The following is an 18,574-nucleotide window of genomic DNA, read 5'->3' on the forward strand; positions in this document are numbered from 1 at the left end:
TGCAAGGGCCGCGTTGCGAGACCTCTTGGAAAATTGGTGTGTTACCTGCCGGGGGTGAAACCTTCGAAAACACCATCAGTGCTCCCGCGCAGGCGGGAGCCCAGGAGTCACGCACGCTATAGGATATCGTTTTGCTTGGCCCTGGGCTCCCGCCTTCGCGGGAGCACTGGCTTGGGTTTGCCAAGGTTCCGCCTCCACGGGAACGCTGAAGAGGGCGACCTCTGCCGGGGTACATCGCGGCGCTATCGCGTATGGCCGTTCACATGGGCCCGGCGCTATCCAAGCCCACTCCGTCACCCCGGACTGGTTCCGGGGTGACGGATTTGTCGGGGAAACCGGCCGAGCCTCATCATCGCCTGCGACCTGCGTTACTTGCGGGTTCGCAATACCCTCGCGTTACGCGCCCGACAGTGGCGGGAACCGAATGGGCGACCAGATGTACCGACTAGGTGCCGGCGCAGCCTGCGGTGCGCGCAGCGGGGGGCGGGACGATGAGCATGGACGCTGGGACGAGCGATGGACACGGCGAGCGGTCGTTGCTCGCGGTACGCGCGCTCGGCAAATCGGTGCCCGGACCGCGACGGCTGTTCCGCAATCTCGACCTGTCGGTCGCGGCGGGTGAATTGGTCGCGATCATTGGCGAATCCGGCGTCGGCAAATCGACGCTGCTCAACATCCTTGCCGGGCTCGACGACGCCGACGAGGGCCAAGTCGCGATCGACGGCATCGATCTCGGCACGCTCGACGAGGCGGCGCGCACGCGGCTGCGTCGCGAGCGGGTCGGCTTCGTCTTCCAAGCCTTCCATATCCTGCCCTATCTGACGCTGCGGCAGAATGTCGCCCTGCCGCTGGCGCTGGTCTCGCCGGACGCGGCGGAGGCCGACCGTCGGGCCGATGCGATGCTCGATGCGGTCGGGCTGGACGGGCGCGGCGCCGGCTATGCCCGCGACCTGTCGGGCGGCGAGTTGCAGCGAGTCGCGATCGCGCGGGCGCTGGTCCATCGCCCGGCGCTGATCCTCGCCGACGAACCGACGGGCAATCTCGACCCCGATACCGCCGCGCGGGTACTGGCGCTGTTCGCCACCGCGGTGCGCGGTCATGGCGCCGCCGGCGTGATGGTGACGCATTCCGAGGCGAGCGCGGCGATCGCCGACCGCGTGCTGACGCTCGGCGCGGACGGACTGGTCGATCGGCGTGGCTGAGCGCGCCGGGCCGATCCGGGGACGGCTGGCGCTCGGCTGGCTGATCGGCGGCGAATGGCGGTTCCATCCGGCGCGCTTCCTGACCACGGCGGTGGCGATCGCGGTCGGCGTGGCGCTGGGGTTCGCGGTGCATCTCGTCAACGGATCGGCGCTGGCGTCGTTCGACGGCGCGATGCGCGGCATCAGCGGCGCGGCCGAACTGTCGGTGCGCGCGACCAGTCCGCTCGGCTTCGACGAGGCGCTGTATCCGCGCGTGGCGACGGCGCGCGGCGTCGCCGATGCCAGCCCGGTCGTCAGCCTCGACGCGCGGATCGGCGGCACGCGCCTGACGCTGCTCGGCATCGACGTGATCCGCGCCGCGGCGGTGACGCCGTCGCTGATCGGCATCCGCCCCGCCGGCCCCGATACCGGCAACGACGGCGTGTTCGACGAGGCGGCGCTGTTCCTCTCCCGCCGCGCGCTCGCCCAGACGAAGGCGCGGGTCGGGGAAATCGTGCAGGCGACCGCCAACGGCCGGACGGTGCCGCTGCGGATCGCGGGGACGCTGCCGGGTGCGGACGAGACCGCGGTCGGCGTGATCGACATCGCCGCGGCGCAATGGCGGTTCGGCCGGCTGGGGCGGATCGACCGGCTCGATCTCGCCATGTCCGATCGCGACGCGGCCGAGCCGGCGTTGCGTGCGCTGCTGCCCGCCGATGCCGTGCTGTCCTCTCCGGCGTCGCAGAACGCGCAGGGCGATGCGCTGTCGCGCGCCTATCGCGTCAATCTCGACATGCTGGCGCTGGTCGCGCTGCTGACCGGCGGTTTCCTCGTCTATTCGGCGCAATCCTTGTCGGTGGTCCGCCGGCAGCGCGCCTTCGCCTTGCTGCGGACGCTCGGCATGCCGCGCGGCGGGGTGATCGCCGCGGTGGTGGTGGAGGGCGTCGCGATCGGGCTGGTCGGGGCCGCCGCGGGTCTTCTCGCCGGCTATGGCCTCGCCTGGGCGGCGCTGCACTGGTTCGGCGGCGATCTCGGCGCGGGCTATTTCGGTGGCGGTCGTGCGCAGGTCGTTTTCCAGCCCGCGGCGGCGTTCGGCTTCTTCGCGCTCGGTCTGGCCGCGGCGATCCTCGGCAGCGCGCTGCCGGCGCGCGTCGCGGCGCGGGCGGCGCCGGCGGCGGCGCTGAAGAACGCCGGCGACGTGCTCGATCCTCGCCGGCCGGTCGCCTGGTGGCCCGCCGCGATCCTGCTCGCCGCCGGCGCGGCGGCGGCGCTGCTGCCCGCGGTCGCCGGCCTGCCGCTGTTCGGCTTCGTCGGCATGGCGCTGATGCTGGCGGGCGGGGTGGCGGGCGTGCCGTGGTTCGCCCGGACCTTGCTGGCGCCGCTCGCCCGTCGCGGCGGTGGCGACGTGCCGCGCCTGCTGGCGGTGCGGCACCTGCATGGCGCGCCGGGCGAGGCGGCGACTGCGCTGTGCGGCATCGTCGCGTCGACCGCGCTGATGATCGCGATGGCGACGATGGTGACGAGCTTCCGCGGCGCGGTGGACGATTGGCTCGGCGACGTGCTCGGCGCCGATCTCTACGCGCGCACCACCGCTGGGGCGTCGTTCGATCCCGCGACGCGCGCGCGGCTGGCGGCGACGCCGGGCATCGCGACGGTGGCATTCAGCCGGCAATTGCCGCTGACGATCACCGCCGACCGCCCACCGGTCAGCCTGATCGCGCGGCCCGAACGGGGCGGCCGCGATCCGCTGCTTGTGCTGATCGATCGTGCGCCGTCGCTGCCGCCCGGCGCCTTGCCGGTCTGGGTGTCGGAGCCGGCGCAGCGTCTGTACGGCTGGGATCCCGGCGAAACGATCGAACTGCCGATCGCCGGCCGCACCCGCTTCGTCGTCGCCGGCGTGTGGCGCGACTACGGCCGGCAGGCGGGCGCGGTGCTGATCGACGAGCGCGACTATCAGCGGCTGACCGGCGACGAGGGCCGCGACGAGATATCGGTGATGCTGACGCCGGGGCAGGACGCCGGCCGCGTCGCCGCCGCGCTCACCGCACGGCTGCCCGCGAGCCTGCGCGGGCAGGTCGAGATCACCCGGCCGGCGACGCTGCGGCAATTGGCGCTGACATTGTTCGACCGCAGCTTTGCGGTGACCTATCTGCTCGAGGCCGTAGCGATCCTCGTCGGGCTGGCGGGGGTGGCGGCGACGATGTCGGCACAGACGATCGCCCGCGAGCGCGAATTCGGCATGCTCCGCCACCTCGGCCTGACGCGCCGCCAGTTGACCGCGATGCTCGGGATCGAGGGCGCGATCGTCGGCTTGACCGGGGCGCTCGCCGGCATCGGCCTCGGCCTGCTGCTGGCGCAGGTGCTGATCCACGTCATCAATCCGCAGTCGTTCAACTGGACGATGACGACCCGCATCCCGTTCGGCACGCTGGTCGGCGTCGCCGCGGCGCTGACCGGGGCGGCGGCGGTGACGGCGGTGCTCGCCGGGCGGCGCGCGACGGCACGTAGCGCGATCACCTCGGTACGGGAGGATTGGTGATGAAGCCGCTGGCGTTGATGACGGGCTGGCTGGCGGCGGTCGCGGTGGCGGCCCCGGCGGCGGCGCCCTATCCGCAGGTGCGACCCGGCATCGTGCTGCGCTTTCCCGCCGATCATGGCGCGCACCCCGCGTTCCGGACCGAATGGTGGTACGTCACCGGCTGGCTGAAGACCGCGGAGGGACGCGATCTCGGCTTCCAGGTCACCTTCTTCCGCACGCGTCCGCCGGTCGATCCGCGCAACCCCAGCCGGTTCGCCGCCGGGCAGGTGCTGTTCGCGCATGCCGCGCTGTCCGATCCGGCCACCGGGCGGCTGCTGCACGGCGAGCGCTCCGCGCGGCAGGGCTTCGGTCTCGCCGCGGCGCGGACCGGCGACGCCGACGTGGCGATCCGCGACTGGCGGTTGCGGCGCGCCTCCGACGGGCGCTGGCAGACCGCGGTGACGGCGGACGGCTTCCGGCTGGCGCTGGCGTTCCGGCCGACGCAGCCGCCGCTGCCGCAGGGACGCGGTGGCTACAGCCGCAAGGGACCGCTCCCCGACGAGGCGAGCTATTATTATTCGATCCCGCATCTGCGGGTCGCCGGGCAGGTGCAGATCGGCGGGCGCGCGGTCGCCGTGACCGGCGAGGCGTGGCTCGATCGCGAATGGTCGTCCAACTATCTTGCACCCGCGGCGCAGGGCTGGGACTGGACCGGGCTCAACCTCGACGACGGATCGGCGTTGATGGCGTTCCGCATTCGGCGTAAGGGCGGGGGAACGCTCTGGACGGGCGGATCCTTGCGCCGGCCCGACGGACGGACGACGGTGCTGGCGCCGGGGGACGTCGCCTTCCGGCCGGTCGCCACCTGGCGCAGCCGCGCGACCGGGGCGGTCTATCCGGTGATGCAGGATCTCAGCATCCGCGTCGACGGCAAGGTCACGACGCACCGGCTGACGCCGCTGTTCGCCGCGCAGGAACTCGACGCGCGGCGCGGCGGCCTGCCGGTCTATTGGGAGGGGGCGGTGCGCACGCCCGGCGGCCGCGGCTATCTGGAACTGACCGGCTACGACAAGCCGCTCGCGATGTAGTCGCCGGCGATCCGGCAACCTTTTGCCCGGGCGATGGCTTTGGTCGCTGTCTCCCCAGCTGCGTGATCGAGGATTTTTCATGGCCTTTCCCGAACCCTATACCGCCGCTGCCGGCCGCTACGATGCCGGCATGTCCTATCGCCGCACCGGCCGCAGCGGCTTGCGCCTGCCGGCGATCAGCCTCGGGCTGTGGCAGAATTTCGGCGGCACCGACGTCTTCGAGACCGGCCGCGCGGTGCTGCGTCGCGCCTTCGATCGCGGCGTCACCCATTTCGATCTCGCCAACAATTACGGCCCGCCCTACGGATCGGCGGAAGAGAATTTCGGCCGCGTCCTCGCGACCGACTTCAGGGCGCATCGCGACGAGCTGATCCTGTCGACCAAGGCGGGGTGGGACATGTGGCCCGGTCCCTATGGCGACATCGGCTCCTCGAAAAAGTATCTGATCGCCAGTTGCGACCAGAGCCTCAAGCGTATGGGCGTCGATTACGTCGACATCTTCTACTCCCACCGCGTCGACGCGACGACGCCGCTGGAGGAGACGATGGGCGCGCTGGTGCAGCTCCACCGCCAGGGCAAGGCGCTATACGTCGGCATCTCCTCCTACGAGCCGGGGCTGACCCGGCAGGCGGCGGCGATCCTCGCCGAGGAGAAGGTGCCATTGTTCATCCACCAGCCGAGCTATTCGATCCTCAACCGCTGGATCGAACGCGAGCTGCTCGCGACGCTGGCGGATCTGGGTACCGGCTGCATCGCCTTTTCGCCGCTCGCACAAGGTATGCTCACCGCAAAATACCTCGATGGCGTGCCGCGGGATGCGCGGGCCAGCCGCGACGGTTCGCTGTCGCAGACCTTGCTCAGCGAGGCGAACGTGGCGGCGATCCGCGCGCTCGACGGGATCGCGCGGACACGAGGCCAGACGCTGGCGCAGATGGCGATCGCCTGGGTGCTGCGCGATCCCCGCGTCACCTCCGCACTGATCGGCGCGCGATCGGTCGCCCAGCTCGACGATTCGCTGAACGCGCTGAACAATCCGGTATTCTCGACGGACGAACTGGCCGCGATCGACGCGGCCGCGGTCGATGGCGGGATCAATATCTGGTCGGATTCGTCCGACATCGCCGAGCTGCCGGCGCGGCAGGGGGTCCCGCTCGCGTCACGATAGACGCCGGGTCAGCGCTGCTTCTTGGTGATGGTCGCGGTGAAGTCCGGGTCCTTGTTCGCCACCCAGTCGACGAATTTGCGCGTCGCCGGGTCGGCGAGCAGCCCCTCGGCGTTCATGCCGTGGCGCTGCAACTCGGAATTGGTGAAATTGGCGGTCACCGTCTGCTGGCAGATCGGATGCATCGGCACGACGTCGCGCCCGCCGCGGCTCTTGGGCACCGGATGATGCCAGACGATCGTCTTGCCCGTCGGCCGGCCGCACAGCCAGCAGGGGGGCACGGGTGCCGCCTCCTCCTCGGCGGGGAGGTCGTCGTCGTACCGGAATTTGCCGTGCTTGCGGGCCATGCGTCTGCCTCGATCGGTCGCCTACAGGGGCGGTGTCGTGCGCTTCGCTACACCAGCACGCTGGCCACGCCGAGCGGGAAGTGACGATGGTCCGGCGCGGCACGGCCCGCGCCGGCACCTACCAGTCGCTGCTGTCGTTGCTGTCGTCGTCGTCGCCGTAATTGTTGATCACGACATTCTCTTCCGGCGCGCCGAGAAAGCCCTGGCCACCGCCGCCGAAGCCACCGCCGTGGTGGCCGCCGAACAGGTCGGAAAGCCCGCTGAACAGCATCTCGCCGCCGGCGACGCCCGCCGCCGTGGTGCCGGCCGACCGCAGGAAACTGCCGAGGCCGCCGCCCCCCGACAGGATGCCGGGCCGCGCCTCCGGTGCCGGGGGCGCATAAGCGGGATGCGACCCGCCCCATGGTCCGCGGTCGGTCGGCAAAAAGCTGGGTGATGGTGCCGGCGGGGCGACCTGCCGCTCCAGCTCCGCGATCCGGGCCTGCGCGGCGTGCAGCGACTGGTCGGCGACGATCGCATGCTGGACCAGCACGTAGCCCGCGTCGGGATTGGCGGCGAGCGCCTGCCGGATCAGCGCGTCCGCCTCATTGTCCTTGGCGACGCCGCGCGTCGCGACCAGCTCGTTGAGGAAATTCGTCAGAAGGGTGCGTTCGTCGGGTGTCATGCTTCGTCCTCGCAGTGAACGGCGGCGGAGATCGGTCGCCGACCCGCCGCGTTCAACCTCGCCTTGCCCCCGAGGCGTCATCGTGACGCGGAATTCACCTGCCCGTCATCCCGCTTGCCATCGGGGGCGATGATGCGGGATGTACGGCACAACGGAGATCGACATGGCCGACGATGCGACGCCGCCCGACAGCAAGCTGACCCGCTCGAAGCGGCGCTGGGCGAGCGAGCACAAGTTCCTGACCGGCCATGGCGCGCGACCCGAGGGCGAGCGCTTGCCGCCCGGGCAGCATCTGGTGCGCGACTGGCCGGTGCTCGATCTCGGTCGCCAGCCGGATATCGCCACCGACCGATGGGAATTGCGCATCGGCGGTCTGGTCGAGCGGCCGGTGACGCTCGACTGGGCGGCGTTCATGGCGCTGCCGCAGACGCAGGACCGGTCGGACATCCACTGCGTCACGACCTGGTCGCGCTACGACAATGAATGGGCCGGTGTCGCGACGCGCGACCTGCTCGACGTGGTGCAGCCGAGCGCCGCGGCGGCGTTCGTCATGCTGCACGGCTATGACGGTTACACCACCAACCTGCCGCTCGCCGATTTCGCGGCGGAGCAGGCGATGGTGGCGCACAGCTGGGACGGCGCGCCGCTGACGCGCGCGCATGGCGGCCCGGCGCGGTTGCTTGTCCCGCACCTCTATCTGTGGAAAAGCGCCAAATGGTTGCGTGCCATCGACATTCTCGGCGCCGACGCGCCCGGCTTCTGGGAGATCAACGGCTATCACATGCGCGGCGATCCGTGGACGGAGGAACGCTATTCCTGAATCCGGTCAGCGCGCGGTGCTACCGTCGATCGCCTGGATGATCTCGGCGCGATCCTCGCAAAGGTGCAATGCGGTGAGTACGCCGGTCTTGTAGGCGCCGGTGTCGATGCCGATACGGTGCGGCAATACCGTCGGGCGGTCGCCCGTCCAGGTGTGGCCGTGGACGATGATCGACGCGGCGGGTTTCGGATGGTCGAGGAACCCCTCGCGGATCCACAGCAGGTCGTCGCGGCGCTGGGCGTGCAGCGCGACGCCGGGCACGACACCGGCGTGCACGAAGGCATAATCGCCGATCTCGATCAGCAGTTCGAGCCGGAGAAGCAGATGATAATGCGAGGTCGGCATCGCATCGAGCAGGCTGTCACGCAGCGCGGTCAGCGCCGCCGGCCGTTCCAGCTCGGCCGGCTCGGGCAGGTCGACGCCGTACGAGCGCACCGTCGCGGCGCCGCCGACCGCCAGCCAGCGGCCATGATCGGTCGGCCGTTCGAGGAAGTCGCGCAGCATCGCTTCGTGATTGCCTTCGAGCAGCCGCGCTTCCACGGCGGTCGAGCGCAGCAGCCAGGTCAGCGCGGCGAGCACCTCGGCGGACGCCGGCCCGCGATCAACATAATCGCCGCACAGCACCAGCAGCGGCGTCACGCCCGGATAGCGCTCCGCCGCATCGCGATTGATCTCGGCGAGCAGCGCATGCAGCAGATCGTAGCGGCCGTGGACGTCGCCGATCGCATAGAGCGGCTGCACGCCCGCCCGCACGCCGTCCGCCGGCGCGAGCCGCTCGCGCCGGAAGCCGATCATTGCAGCGCCACGCGATCCCCCGCCGGCGCGTCCTCGGCGAAGACGCGCAGGTCGGCGGCGATCATGCCATAGATGCGCAACGCCTCGCGCGGCCGCCGGACGGCGACGCGGCGGGCGCGGAGCCATTCGTCGCGATAGTCGCGCAGCGTGCCCGCACGAACTTGCGCCATCGTCGCCTGGTCGTAGGCGATCGCGACGGTGCGCTCCGCGCTGCGCAATTGTGGCGCAAGGCAGCTCGCCTCGTCGAAACAGGCGCTGCGGACCGGTGCGGTGGCCAGTACGGCGGCACGCTCGGGTGCATAGCTCGGCCGTTCGACGCGGGGCGCAACCGGGCGCGGCGGCGCGTCGACACTCATCTCCCGCGCCGGCGTATAAGGACGGGCGGCGGGGGCCTCGGGCGTCACCGGCGCGTCTTCCGTGCCGGCGTTGGGCGAGGGCGGCAAAGCGGAAGTGGCGTCGGCGATCTGGACCGGCTGCGGCGCGACCACCGGCACGGCGGCCGGTTGCGGCAGCGGTTGCGGTCGCTTCGTCGCGACGCGCTTCGCCGGCGCGGCAACCGGTGCCTCCATGACGTTGCTGCCGCCGACGATTCCCGCGGTCAGCATCGTCAGCACGCCGCCGGCGGCGAGCATCGCCAGCCACGGGCGACGCCTGCGACGCAGTCGTTCCGGGTGGGCGAGGACCGGCAGTACTGCGGGCGCGCTGCGCACTTCGCGCCCGAAGATCGCGGCCATGTCGTCGGCCACGCCTTTGATCTTGGGCGTCGCCTGCGGCGTTTGCGGCCCGGTTGCTGGCAGATCGGAGTCAATCATGACGGCGGTATTAAGCATAAGCGCTGAACCTTGGCTGTATCCGATGTTCAAGAATCGTACCCTGCCGGCGCGCCGTGCAACGTGAAAAGAAGCTCGCGCCGATGGAAGCGCTGCCATAGAACCGGCCAGTGATGCTTCTCCTGCTCCTCGCCGCTGCCACCGCGCCGACCCCGGCCGATCCGACGATCACGCTGCGCAACGGCAAGGGGATGGCGGTCCGCCTGATCCCGCAGGGTGCGATCGTGACCGCGATCGAGGTGCCCGACCGGACCGGCCGCGTCGCCAATGTCGTGCTCGGCTATCCCAGAGCTGCCGATTATCGGACCAAGATCCGCAAGAACGGGTTCGGCGCGACGATCGGGCGCTATGCCGGGCGGATCGCCGGCGCGCGCTTCGCGATCGATGGCCGGCCAGTGAAGCTGGTGGCCAACGACGGCGCCAACGCGCTGCATGGCGGCGGCCCGTTCGGCTTCGACACCGCGGACTGGCGCGTGAGCCGCCGATCGGGCGGCGACCGCGCGACCTTTATGTTGGTCAGCCCCGACGGCTTCCAGAATTTCCCGGGTCGCCTGACGGTGACGGTGCGCTACCGGCTCGCCGCCGACAATGCGCTGCACATCGACTATACCGCGCGCACCACCCGGCCGACCGCGCTCAACATCACCAATCACAGCTATTTCAATCTCGCGGGCGAGGGTAGCGGCAGCGTGTTCGGCCAGTGGCTGCAGCTCAAGGCGGCGCAAGCGATCGTCACCGATGCCGGCGGCATACCGACCGGCGCGCTGGCGCCGGTCGCCGATACGCCGATGGACTTCCGCTGCCCGCGCCGCATCGGCGAGCGGATCGCCAGCCCGGTGCTCAAGGGTCGCGGCTACAATCACGCCTGGCTGTTCGACAAGCCCGTCGGGACGCTCGCGCCGGTGGCGCGGCTGATCGACCCGGCGTCGGGCCGGACGCTGACGATCGAGACGACCGAGCTGTCGGTGCAGGTCTATACCGGCGGCTATATCGACGGCAGCGACGCCGGCCCGAGCGGCCACGTCTACCAGCCCGGCGATGGCGTCGCGCTGGAGATGCAGCACGTCTCCGACAGTCCGCATCATTCGGAATTCCCGACGACGATCCTGCGACCGGGCCAGACCTATCGGCAGACGACGATCTGGCGGTTCGGGACCGACGGCACCGAATCGCCTAGCTGCCGCTGACCGCCGCCCGCAGTCTCGCGCCGGACGCCGCGCGGTGTCGGCAGGCGAGCGCCAGCGCGACGCACGTCGCCGCCAGCGTCGCCAGCGCCGCGACGATCAACAGCGACGGCGGCGAGTGCGGATCGGCGAGCGTATCGCGATAGGCGGAGCCGGCGAGGACATGGCCGAGCAGCAGCATCGCCGCCGCCTGCGCCAGCTTCGACACGCAGGTGAAGACGCCGACATAGCCGGTCGCGCCGCCCGCCGCGGCGCGGTGCATCATCGCCGCCCATAGCATCAGCCACAAGCCGCTCGTCCCCGCACCGAAGCCGAGCCCGGCGAGGATCACGCCCGCCGCCGTGGTCCGCAGCGGACCGAGCAGGATCAGCGCGGCGAGCAGCAACGCCAGCGCCGCCGCGCCCAAGGCGCCGCTGGTCCGCACCCGGCGCCGGCAGGCGAGCCACGCCGGCTGGCTGACGAGCCCGCCGATCCCCGCCCACAGCAGCAGCCCGACACCCCCCGCGGCATAAGCGGCATAATACGGCTCGAGCGCGCGGAACAACGAACTCGCCGCCACCATCACCGTCAACGCGGCGAGGATCGTCGTGAAGCGCAGGGCCGCCCCGTTACCGTCCCCGTCGCGCCGCGACGGCGGCCCTGCGACCCCGGTGACCGGCGCGCGTCCCAGCCACCAGCCGGTCGCGCAGACCAGCAGTGACAGGGTCGCCGCCCAGGCCAGCCACGGCAGATCGGCATGGCCGTGGATCAGCAGCGGCCCGCCGCAGCCACCGACCGCGATGCTGGCAAGCCCCGAAGCGACGTTGCGCCGCGCGAGCAGCGTGCAGCGTCCGTCCTCGTCGAGCGGCGCCAGCGCGACCATCGCATTCTGCGGCACGTCGATGAACGGATAGGCGACGCGGAACCCCAGCAACGTCGCCAGCGCCCACGGCAGCCGCAGTTCCGCTTCGATCAACGGCGTCGCGCAAAACGACAGGAAGAACAGGCAGGTCGCCGGCGTGGCGCCAAGCTGCAACCGCGCCGCGCCGGCGAGACCGCTCATCCGCCCGCGCCAATGCACCCCCAGCGCCGCATCGACCAAGCCGTTGAGCGCGAGCGTCGCGGCCATCACCAGGCTCATCGCCGAAGCGTTCAGGCCACAGGCCTCGGTGAGGAAGAAGCCGAACAGCAAGGTGCTGGCATGCCACAATTGGCTCTTGGCGAAATGCGCGAGCAGATAGGGCGAGACTGCCGCCGCCAGCGCCGATCGCGTCCGGCCATCACAAGCTGGCGTGGTCCCCATCCGCGCAGGATAGCCGGCCTCTGTGTGCCTTTTGTGTAAGCGCCGTTGCATCGCATGATCTCTGCAATTTCCCCGCGGGACGTCTGCAAAGCTCAACCAGTGCTCCCGCGAACGCAGGAGCCCAGGGTTCCGAATGCCGCAAGCCGTTGTGTTGCTTGGCCCTGGGTTCCTGCTTTCGGAGGAACACGGTGTTGATCCGCCGACATTGCCGATTTTCGACGAGGCCCCGCGTCCTCCGCGATACACGCCCCCGACGACTAAACGCCGCCTTAACCTGTCTCCCCCCATGAGCCGTAACGAACTGCCGGGGACCCATGGACGACCTTTTACAGGAATTCATCGCCGAGACCCGCGAGACGCTCGAGGCGCTCTCGGGGGAGATCGTCGCGTGGGAGGCGGCGCCGACCGATCGGGCGCGGCTCGATGCGATCTTCCGCTTCGTCCATACGGTGAAGGGTAGCTGCGGATTTCTCGATCTGCCGCGGCTGGCGCGGCTCAGCCACGCCGCCGAGGACGTGCTTGCCGCGGTCCGCGACGGCAAGCGCGTGCCCGACACGTTGCTGGTCGATGCGGTGCTCGCGATCGTCGATCGCATCGGCGAACTGGTCGAGGCGATCGATTCGGGCACGGCGCTCGACGATTCCAGCGAGGATCTGCTGATCGCCGCGCTCGCCGAGGATGCACGGCCCGTCGCGCAGGTCCAGCCCGCCGCGATGGTCCGCGCCAGCAGCCGTTCGGTCCGCCTCAACGTCGACCTGCTCGACCGGATGATGAGCGGCATGTCGGAGATGGTGCTGGCGCGCAACGAACTCGCCCGCCGGCTGCGCGACGAACAGGTCGATCCCCTGGTCGAGGCGGCGCTGGAACGGCTGTCGCTGACCGTTTCCGACATGCGCGACACCGTCACGCGGACGCGGATGCAGCGGATCGACGCGCTCTTCTCGGCGCTGCCGCGGATGGTGCGCGATACCGCCGGCGAACTCGGCAAGCAGGTGGCGCTCAGCATCGACGGCGCCGACGTCGAGCTCGACCGCGAGATGATCGAGCTGATGCGCGATCCCCTCGTCCATATTATCCGCAACGCGGTCGATCACGGCATCGAGCGCCCCGCCGAGCGGCGTGCCGCGGGGAAGCCCGACATCGGCCGGCTGTTCGTCTCGGCGCGCCAGTCGGGCAACCAGATCCTGGTCGAGATCGCCGACGACGGCCGTGGCATCGACGTCGACCGCCTCGCCGCCAAGGCGCGGGCGCAGGGGCTGGTCACCGATGCCGCGCTCGCCGGCATGGACGCCGCGGCGCGGCTCGATCTCGTCTTCCACGCCGGCCTGTCGAGCCGCGACACGGTCACCGCCATCTCCGGCCGCGGCGTCGGCATGGACGTGGTGCGGTCCAACATCGAACATATCGGCGGGCGTATCCAGCTCGCCAGCCGGCCGGGGCAGGGGCTGACGATCGTCATCGCGGTGCCGCTGACGCTGTCGATCATGTCGACGATCGTCGTCGGCGTCGGCGACCAGCGCTTCGCTATCGCGCGCCAGTCGGTCGACGAGATCCTGCGCGTGCGCGGCGAATCGGTGCGGATCGACACGGTCGGCGATGCCGAGGTGGCGACGGTCCGCGGCCGGCGGCTGCCTTTGGTGTCGCTCGGCCGGCTGCTCGGCATCGGCGACGGCGGCGAGACGACGCTGGCGATCGTCTCCACCCGCGACGGCGATTACGCGCTGGCGATCGATCACGTCATCGATACCGAGGAACTGGTGGTGAAGCCCGCCGCGCCGGCGGTGATGGCGACCGGCGTCTATGCCGGCCATACGTTGCCCGATTCGGGCCTGCCGATGCTGCTGCTCGACGCATCCGGTATCGCCGCGGTCGCCGGCCTGCGCTTCCTGCACGGCCTCGCCGCCGAGCAGGACGCTGCGGTCGCCGCGGCGGCGCCCGGCGTGCTCGCGCTGATGTTCGAGGATCTCGACGGCCAGCGCCGCGTGCTGCCGCTCGCCGCGATCGACCGCGTCGAGCCGGTTTCGACCGAGACGATCCGTCGTACCGGCGGCCAGTTGCGGCTGGCGATCGGCGGCAGTCTGGTACCGCTTTATTCCGTCGCGCCGATCGGCGATCGCCGCGACGTGCCGGTGCTGCGCCTCACCGATGGCGTCACCGAGATCGCCTATGCGATCCACGAACCGGTCGAGATCGTCCAGCTACCGACCGAGGTTGCGCCCGCCCGCGGTGTCGGGCCGGTCGCCGGGGTGGTGATGATCGACGGCGAGCAGGTCGAATTGCTCGACGCGCATGCGCTGTTCGCCGGCGCGCTGCAACCGCTCGCCGGTGATCGTCTGTGCTGGCTGCAACCCGATGCCGGCGGCTGGATGGAGACGTTCCTGCGGCCGATGCTGGAGGCGCTCGGCTATCGCTGCGTGATGCAGCCGCCGCCGGACGGGCCGGCCGATGTCGCACTCGTCATGGACGACGTCGCGATCGCCCCTGCCGCCGCGCGCAACGTCGTGCGGCTGCGTCAGGAGCGTCACGATGCCGGCGATCCCGCGAGCATCTATCGTTACGACCGGCCGGCGCTGCTCGACGCGCTGGCCCATGCCGTGGGAGGCCGCTGATGGGCTTGTTCCTGATCGCGCAGATCGCCGGCCGCGGCGTCGCCATCGAGACCAGCCAAGTCGATTCGGTGGTCGACATCGCCGAGATCGTCGCGGTGCCCCGTGCGGAGGCCGCGGTGCGCGGGCTGGTCGCGCTGCGCAGCCGGGTGGTCACCGTCATCGACACCGGCACCGCGCTCGGCCTCGATCCGACCCCCGATTCGGCGCGGCGCGCGGTGATCACGCGGATCGACGGCCATCATTATGCGGTTCTGGTCGACGAGCTGGAGGACGTGTCCGTCTTCGATCGCCAGCCGCTGTCGCCCGGCCTCGCGCTCGATCGCGGCTGGGCGCAGGTCGGCGTCGGGCTGGTAGAGCGGGACGGCGAACCGTTGCTGATCGTCGATCTCGCCGCTCTCGTCCCGCAACAGGTGCTGGCCGCTTAACGCGACGCTTACGCTTCGCTGCCATCATGCCAAGCAGCGGTCATCGCTGGTAAAAAGGCTTATCCATGAAGACGTGCCTCGTAGTCGACGATTCGAAGGTGATCCGGAAGGTCGCGCGCCACATTTTGGAGACGCTCGATTTCACCGTGGCGGAGGCGTGCGACGGCCGTGAGGCGCTGGACGCCTGCCTCGCCTCGCCGCCGGACGTAATCCTGCTCGACTGGAACATGCCGGTGATGAGCGGCATGGATTTCCTGCGCGCGCTCCGCGAGGCACCGATCGCCTCGCGCCCCAAGGTGGTGTTCTGCACCACCGAGAACGGCATGGCCTATATCCGCGCCGCGATCGAGGCGGGGGCGGACGAATATGTGATGAAGCCGTTCGACCGCGACACGCTCGAATCGAAGCTCCAGATCGTCGGCATGGCCTGACGGGCGGGAGCCCTGCCATGGCCACCGCCGCCCATCCCCTCCACCAGCCGGACGCCGCAACGGGCCGCCGCTCGCCCGCGCGCGTGCTCATCGTCGACGATTCGGCGGTGGCGCGTGCGGTGATGGAGCGGATCATCGCCGCGACCGACCGCTATGTCGTGGTCGCCAGCGTCAGCACCGCCTCCGCGGCGCTGGCGGTGCTCGCCCGCGAGCGCGTCCAGTTCGTGCTGCTCGACGTGCAGATGCCCGGCGTCGACGGCCTCACCGCCTTGCCCGGCCTGATCGCGGCGGGGCAGGGGGCGAACGTCCTCGTCGTCTCCGGCCAGGCCGCCGAGGGCGCCGCGACCACCGTTCAGGCGCTGGCGCTCGGCGCGACCGACACCGTCTTCAAGCCGGCGAGCGGCGAGCGGCTGGGCCAGTTCGGTGAGATCCTGATCGACAAGCTCGACCGGCTTGCCAGCGTCGCCTGCGCCGGCCGGACGGCGCCTGCCGTGGTGCCGCTGCGCACCGCCGCCACGCCGGTCCCACGCGCCGCGCCGGCGGCCGACGAATATGACGTGATGGCGATCGGCGCGTCGACCGGCGGCATCCATGCGCTCAGCGCGCTGCTCGCGCAGATCCCGGCGACCTTTCGCCTGCCGATCCTTATCACGCAGCATCTGCCGGCCTCGTTCATGCCCTATTTCGCAGCGCAGCTCGCGGTGATCGGTAACCGCCCGTGCGAGGTCGCGATTGACCGGTTGCGGCTGCGGCCCGGCCGGATCATCGTCGCGCCCGGCGACGCGCATATGCGCTGCGTGGCGCTCGGCGACGGATCGGCGGCGATCCGCCTGACCCACGATGCCGCCGCGAGCGGCTGCACGCCCTCGGTCGATCCGATGTTCGCCTCGCTGGCCGAGGTCTTCGGCGCGCGCATGCTGGCGGTGGTGTTGAGCGGCATGGGCCGCGACGGCGCCGAGGGCGCACGGCTGGTCCGTCAGGCCGGCGGATGCGTGCTGGTGCAGGACCAGGCGAGTTCGGTGATCTGGGGCATGCCGGGCGCGGTCGCCGACGGCGGCAGCGCCGATGCGGTGCTGCCCCCCGACGCGATCGGCCGCCTCGCCGCGGCGCGGCGGCGGCCATGACCGCCGCGCCGCGCCCCGCCGCTCCGCCCGCAATCTCCCAGGTCGCCCTCAACGTCTTCAGCGCCTTGCTCGAGGCCCGCACCGGCCAGCAGATCGCCAGCTATCGCTCGTGGCGGATCGATACCGCGCTCAAGCCCTTGCTGCGCGACCGCCGGCTCGACACGCTCGACCAGCTCGTCACCTTGCTGCTCGACGGCCAGGATGCGCGGGTCGGCGACCAGATCGTCAATGCGCTGGTCAATCAGGAGACCTCCTTCTTCCGCGACGCGCCGATCTTCGATCTGGTGCTGGAGGCGGTCGCCGCTGCCGAGGCGGCGGGGCGCCGGCCGCGTATCTGGTGTGCCGGCTGTTCGACCGGGCAGGAGCCCTTGTCGCTGGCGATGCTGTTCGCCGAACGGGCGGAAGGCGGCGCCGCGGTGCCCGAGATCGTCGCGACCGACGTGTCGGAGGCGGCGGTCACCCGCGCCCGCGCCGGCCGCTACACGCAATTCGAGATCCAGCGCGGCCTGCCGATCCGGCGGATGGTCCGCTGGTTCTATGCCGATGGCGGCGACTGGGTCGCCAAGCCCGAACTGACCCGGCTGGTGACGGTGCGCCGCCACAATCTCGTCGCCGAACCGCCGCCGCCCGGCGCGTTCGACGTGATCCTGTGCCGCAACGTGCTGCTCTACCTCTCCGTGGCCGCCAAGAGCGAGGTGTTCGCGCGCTTCGCGGCGGCGATCCGGCCGGGCGGCACGCTGGCGCTCGGCGCGGGCGAGACGGTGATCGGCCAGACGAGCGCGTTCGAGCCGAGCCGGGCCCTGCGCGGGCTGTACCAACGCACCGCCGCCCGCGCCGCCGCCTGATCCCCCTTACGCGTCCGTTCGGCCTTCGCTAGGCTGCGCGGATGACAATCCTCGAGACGCCCTCGCCGAACTTCGACGAGCGGTCGCTGCCGATCACCATGATCGTGCTGCATTATACCGGCATGCAGGACGGGCCGTCGGCGCTGGCACGGTTGCGCGATCCCGAGGCGAAGGTGTCCGCGCATTATCTGGTCGAGGAAGACGGCACCGTCTGCCGGCTGGTCGACGAGGCGATGCGCGCCTGGCATGCCGGTCGCTCGCATTGGCGCGGCATCACCGACATCAATTCGGCGAGCGTCGGGATCGAGATCGTCAATCCCGGCCACGAATGGGGTTATCGTCCCTTCACCGAGGAGCAGATCGACGCGCTGATCCCGCTGGTCGCGGCGATCAAGGCTCGCCACAGCATCACCCGCGGCAATATCGTCGGCCATTCGGACATCGCACCCGCGCGCAAGCGCGATCCCGGCGAGCTGTTCCCCTGGTATCGCCTCGCCAAGCTGCGCCTCGCGCTGCCGCGGCCGACGCGCAACCTGATGGATCCGATGTGGCCGCAGGGCGGCTTCCTGCTCGCGCTCGAACGCTTCGGCTATGACGTCAGCGATCCGATGGCGGCGATCATGGCGTTCCAGCGCCGCTACCGCCCCGAACTGGTCGATGGCGAGATCGACGCCGAATGCCGCATGATCCTGCTCGCGCTATTGCTTCCCAAACCGCAGGGGGATGACTGATTTTGCTGAACGCTGCGGTAAAGCAGCGTTCAGGGCGGTGCCGGCCCGCACCCTTTCCCGGCCACCCACACGGTATCTTGATGGGTGGCCGGGAGGGGGCGCGGGCCGGCACCGCTTCCCTAGCGCGTATTCACGCGCTAGGGCGACCAGCGTCAGAGGGTCGGGCGGCCGCGGGTATCTCTTGAGATACGCGAGGAAAGTCCGGGCTCCGCGGAACGACGGTGCCGGGTAACGCCCGGCGGGGGCGACCCCAGGGAAAGTGCCACAGAGAGCAGACGGCGCCGGCTTCGGCCACGCCACGGTGAAAGGGTGCGGTAAGAGCGCACCGCGCGCCTGGTAACAGGGGCGGCAAGGCAAACCCCACCGGGAGCAAGACCGAATAGGGGCGGCACATGGGCTTCGTTTCAGCTCGTCGCCCGGGTTGGTTGCTTGAGGCGGCGCGCGAGCGTCGTCCTAGAGGAATGGTCGCCTATCCTCCGCAAGGGGGTGGACAGAACCCGGCTTACAGACCCTCTGACATCATGCCCCCGTTGCGCCG

General features: G+C 70.6%; 17 protein-coding genes and 1 other RNA gene. 13 read left to right on the forward strand and 5 right to left on the reverse strand.

Annotated features, from left to right (window positions below; all coding sequences use genetic code 11):
• Positions 1-491: 491 nt before the first annotated feature.
• From AC07UH_RS12310 to mgrA, 4 genes are all read left to right on the forward strand, one after another.
• Positions 492-1,202, forward strand: a complete 711-nt coding sequence (locus AC07UH_RS12310; RefSeq protein ID WP_495180662.1) for an ABC transporter ATP-binding protein — start codon at positions 492-494, stop codon at positions 1,200-1,202.
• Positions 1,195-3,720 (forward strand): FtsX-like permease family protein, encoded by a 2,526-nt coding sequence (locus AC07UH_RS12315; protein ID WP_495180663.1) that lies wholly within the window; start codon positions 1,195-1,197, stop codon positions 3,718-3,720. Before AC07UH_RS12310 ends, AC07UH_RS12315 begins: the two co-directional genes overlap by 8 nt.
• Positions 3,720-4,787 (forward strand): lipocalin-like domain-containing protein, encoded by a 1,068-nt coding sequence (locus AC07UH_RS12320; protein ID WP_495180773.1) that lies wholly within the window; start codon positions 3,720-3,722, stop codon positions 4,785-4,787. Before AC07UH_RS12315 ends, AC07UH_RS12320 begins: the two co-directional genes overlap by 1 nt.
• A 79-nt stretch (positions 4,788-4,866) precedes the next feature.
• Positions 4,867-5,952 carry an L-glyceraldehyde 3-phosphate reductase gene (gene mgrA / locus AC07UH_RS12325; protein ID WP_495180664.1) on the forward strand — a complete coding sequence of 362 codons (1,086 nt, stop codon included), beginning with the start codon at positions 4,867-4,869 and terminating at the stop codon, positions 5,950-5,952.
• Between the two features lie 8 nt (positions 5,953-5,960).
• Here mgrA and AC07UH_RS12330 read toward each other — a convergent pair whose 3' ends face one another.
• Together AC07UH_RS12330 and AC07UH_RS12335 are read right to left on the reverse strand one after the other, a co-directional pair.
• Positions 5,961-6,296 (reverse strand): hypothetical protein, encoded by a 336-nt coding sequence (locus tag AC07UH_RS12330; protein WP_038660960.1) that lies wholly within the window; start codon positions 6,294-6,296, stop codon positions 5,961-5,963.
• Between the two features lie 118 nt (positions 6,297-6,414).
• Positions 6,415-6,960, reverse strand: a complete 546-nt coding sequence (locus AC07UH_RS12335) for a DUF2076 domain-containing protein (protein ID WP_495180665.1) — start codon at positions 6,958-6,960, stop codon at positions 6,415-6,417.
• A gap of 163 nt (positions 6,961-7,123) precedes the next feature.
• Between AC07UH_RS12335 and AC07UH_RS12340 the strand changes: the two genes are divergently transcribed.
• On the forward strand, positions 7,124-7,780 hold the full coding sequence (locus AC07UH_RS12340) for a sulfite oxidase-like oxidoreductase (RefSeq protein WP_495180774.1): 657 nt from the start codon (positions 7,124-7,126) through the stop codon (positions 7,778-7,780).
• 6 nt (positions 7,781-7,786) lie between these two features.
• Here the strand turns inward: AC07UH_RS12340 and AC07UH_RS12345 are convergent, their stop codons facing one another.
• Both AC07UH_RS12345 and AC07UH_RS12350 read right to left on the reverse strand, forming a co-directional pair.
• The gene (locus AC07UH_RS12345; protein ID WP_137899038.1) at positions 7,787-8,575 is read right to left on the reverse strand and encodes a metallophosphoesterase; all 789 of its coding nucleotides are present in this window, start codon (positions 8,573-8,575) and stop codon (positions 7,787-7,789) included.
• Positions 8,572-9,387: a hypothetical protein gene (locus AC07UH_RS12350; RefSeq protein ID WP_495180666.1), complete on the reverse strand. Its 816-nt coding sequence runs from the start codon at positions 9,385-9,387 to the stop codon at positions 8,572-8,574. The genes AC07UH_RS12345 and AC07UH_RS12350 overlap by 4 nt, the downstream gene beginning before the upstream one ends.
• Positions 9,388-9,518: 131 nt before the next feature.
• On the opposite strand from AC07UH_RS12350, the gene AC07UH_RS12355 reads away from it, so the two are divergent.
• Complete coding sequence (locus AC07UH_RS12355; protein WP_495180667.1) at positions 9,519-10,592, forward strand: aldose epimerase family protein; 1,074 nt, start codon at positions 9,519-9,521, stop codon at positions 10,590-10,592.
• On the opposite strand, the gene AC07UH_RS12360 is transcribed toward AC07UH_RS12355, so the two are convergent.
• Positions 10,579-11,871: an MFS transporter gene (locus tag AC07UH_RS12360; RefSeq protein ID WP_495180668.1), complete on the reverse strand. Its 1,293-nt coding sequence runs from the start codon at positions 11,869-11,871 to the stop codon at positions 10,579-10,581. The genes AC07UH_RS12355 and AC07UH_RS12360 overlap by 14 nt on opposite strands.
• A gap of 314 nt (positions 11,872-12,185) precedes the next feature.
• Here AC07UH_RS12360 and AC07UH_RS12365 point away from each other — a divergent pair, with 314 nt between their 5' ends.
• The 7 genes from AC07UH_RS12365 (at position 12,186) to rnpB (ending at position 18,557) form a co-directional block, all read left to right on the forward strand.
• Positions 12,186-14,480: a chemotaxis protein CheA gene (locus AC07UH_RS12365; protein WP_495180669.1), complete on the forward strand. Its 2,295-nt coding sequence runs from the start codon at positions 12,186-12,188 to the stop codon at positions 14,478-14,480.
• Positions 14,480-14,905, forward strand: coding sequence for a chemotaxis protein CheW (locus AC07UH_RS12370; protein ID WP_038660950.1), 426 nt, complete (start codon positions 14,480-14,482; stop codon positions 14,903-14,905). The genes AC07UH_RS12365 and AC07UH_RS12370 overlap by 1 nt, the downstream gene beginning before the upstream one ends.
• A 65-nt stretch (positions 14,906-14,970) precedes the next feature.
• Complete coding sequence (locus AC07UH_RS12375) at positions 14,971-15,336, forward strand: response regulator (RefSeq protein WP_038660946.1); 366 nt, start codon at positions 14,971-14,973, stop codon at positions 15,334-15,336.
• 17 nt (positions 15,337-15,353) lie between these two features.
• Complete coding sequence (gene cheB, locus AC07UH_RS12380; RefSeq protein WP_495180670.1) at positions 15,354-16,460, forward strand: chemotaxis-specific protein-glutamate methyltransferase CheB; 1,107 nt, start codon at positions 15,354-15,356, stop codon at positions 16,458-16,460.
• Positions 16,457-17,305 carry a CheR family methyltransferase gene (locus AC07UH_RS12385; protein ID WP_495180671.1) on the forward strand — a complete coding sequence of 283 codons (849 nt, stop codon included), beginning with the start codon at positions 16,457-16,459 and terminating at the stop codon, positions 17,303-17,305. Before cheB ends, AC07UH_RS12385 begins: the two co-directional genes overlap by 4 nt.
• Before the next feature lie 41 nt (positions 17,306-17,346).
• Positions 17,347-18,036 carry an N-acetylmuramoyl-L-alanine amidase gene (locus AC07UH_RS12390; RefSeq protein ID WP_495180672.1) on the forward strand — a complete coding sequence of 230 codons (690 nt, stop codon included), beginning with the start codon at positions 17,347-17,349 and terminating at the stop codon, positions 18,034-18,036.
• A 152-nt stretch (positions 18,037-18,188) separates the two neighbouring features.
• An RNA gene (gene rnpB / locus AC07UH_RS12395) (RNase P RNA component class A) lies at positions 18,189-18,557 on the forward strand.
• Positions 18,558-18,574 lie beyond the last annotated feature (17 nt).

This window comes from Sphingomonas sp. GW821-FHT04B01 (genome assembly GCF_059420425.1).

What these genes read in the sequence shown, in the direction of transcription:
- AC07UH_RS12335 (WP_495180665.1), bottom strand. Translation starts at nt 6,960, where the DNA reads ATGACACCCGACGAACGCACCCTTCTGACGAATTTCCTCAACGAGCTG.
- AC07UH_RS12330 (WP_038660960.1), bottom strand. Translation starts at nt 6,296, where the DNA reads ATGGCCCGCAAGCACGGCAAATTCCGGTACGACGACGACCTCCCCGCC.
- AC07UH_RS12355 (WP_495180667.1), top strand. Translation starts at nt 9,519, where the DNA reads ATGCTTCTCCTGCTCCTCGCCGCTGCCACCGCGCCGACCCCGGCCGAT.
- AC07UH_RS12350 (WP_495180666.1), bottom strand. Translation starts at nt 9,387, where the DNA reads ATGATTGACTCCGATCTGCCAGCAACCGGGCCGCAAACGCCGCAGGCG.
- mgrA (WP_495180664.1), top strand. Translation starts at nt 4,867, where the DNA reads ATGGCCTTTCCCGAACCCTATACCGCCGCTGCCGGCCGCTACGATGCC.
- AC07UH_RS12370 (WP_038660950.1), top strand. Translation starts at nt 14,480, where the DNA reads ATGGGCTTGTTCCTGATCGCGCAGATCGCCGGCCGCGGCGTCGCCATC.
- AC07UH_RS12390 (WP_495180672.1), top strand. Translation starts at nt 17,347, where the DNA reads ATGACAATCCTCGAGACGCCCTCGCCGAACTTCGACGAGCGGTCGCTG.
- AC07UH_RS12320 (WP_495180773.1), top strand. Translation starts at nt 3,720, where the DNA reads ATGAAGCCGCTGGCGTTGATGACGGGCTGGCTGGCGGCGGTCGCGGTG.
- AC07UH_RS12360 (WP_495180668.1), bottom strand. Translation starts at nt 11,871, where the DNA reads ATGGGGACCACGCCAGCTTGTGATGGCCGGACGCGATCGGCGCTGGCG.
- AC07UH_RS12375 (WP_038660946.1), top strand. Translation starts at nt 14,971, where the DNA reads ATGAAGACGTGCCTCGTAGTCGACGATTCGAAGGTGATCCGGAAGGTC.
- AC07UH_RS12385 (WP_495180671.1), top strand. Translation starts at nt 16,457, where the DNA reads ATGACCGCCGCGCCGCGCCCCGCCGCTCCGCCCGCAATCTCCCAGGTC.
- AC07UH_RS12310 (WP_495180662.1), top strand. Translation starts at nt 492, where the DNA reads ATGAGCATGGACGCTGGGACGAGCGATGGACACGGCGAGCGGTCGTTG.
- AC07UH_RS12345 (WP_137899038.1), bottom strand. Translation starts at nt 8,575, where the DNA reads ATGATCGGCTTCCGGCGCGAGCGGCTCGCGCCGGCGGACGGCGTGCGG.
- AC07UH_RS12340 (WP_495180774.1), top strand. Translation starts at nt 7,124, where the DNA reads ATGGCCGACGATGCGACGCCGCCCGACAGCAAGCTGACCCGCTCGAAG.
- AC07UH_RS12365 (WP_495180669.1), top strand. Translation starts at nt 12,186, where the DNA reads ATGGACGACCTTTTACAGGAATTCATCGCCGAGACCCGCGAGACGCTC.
- cheB (WP_495180670.1), top strand. Translation starts at nt 15,354, where the DNA reads ATGGCCACCGCCGCCCATCCCCTCCACCAGCCGGACGCCGCAACGGGC.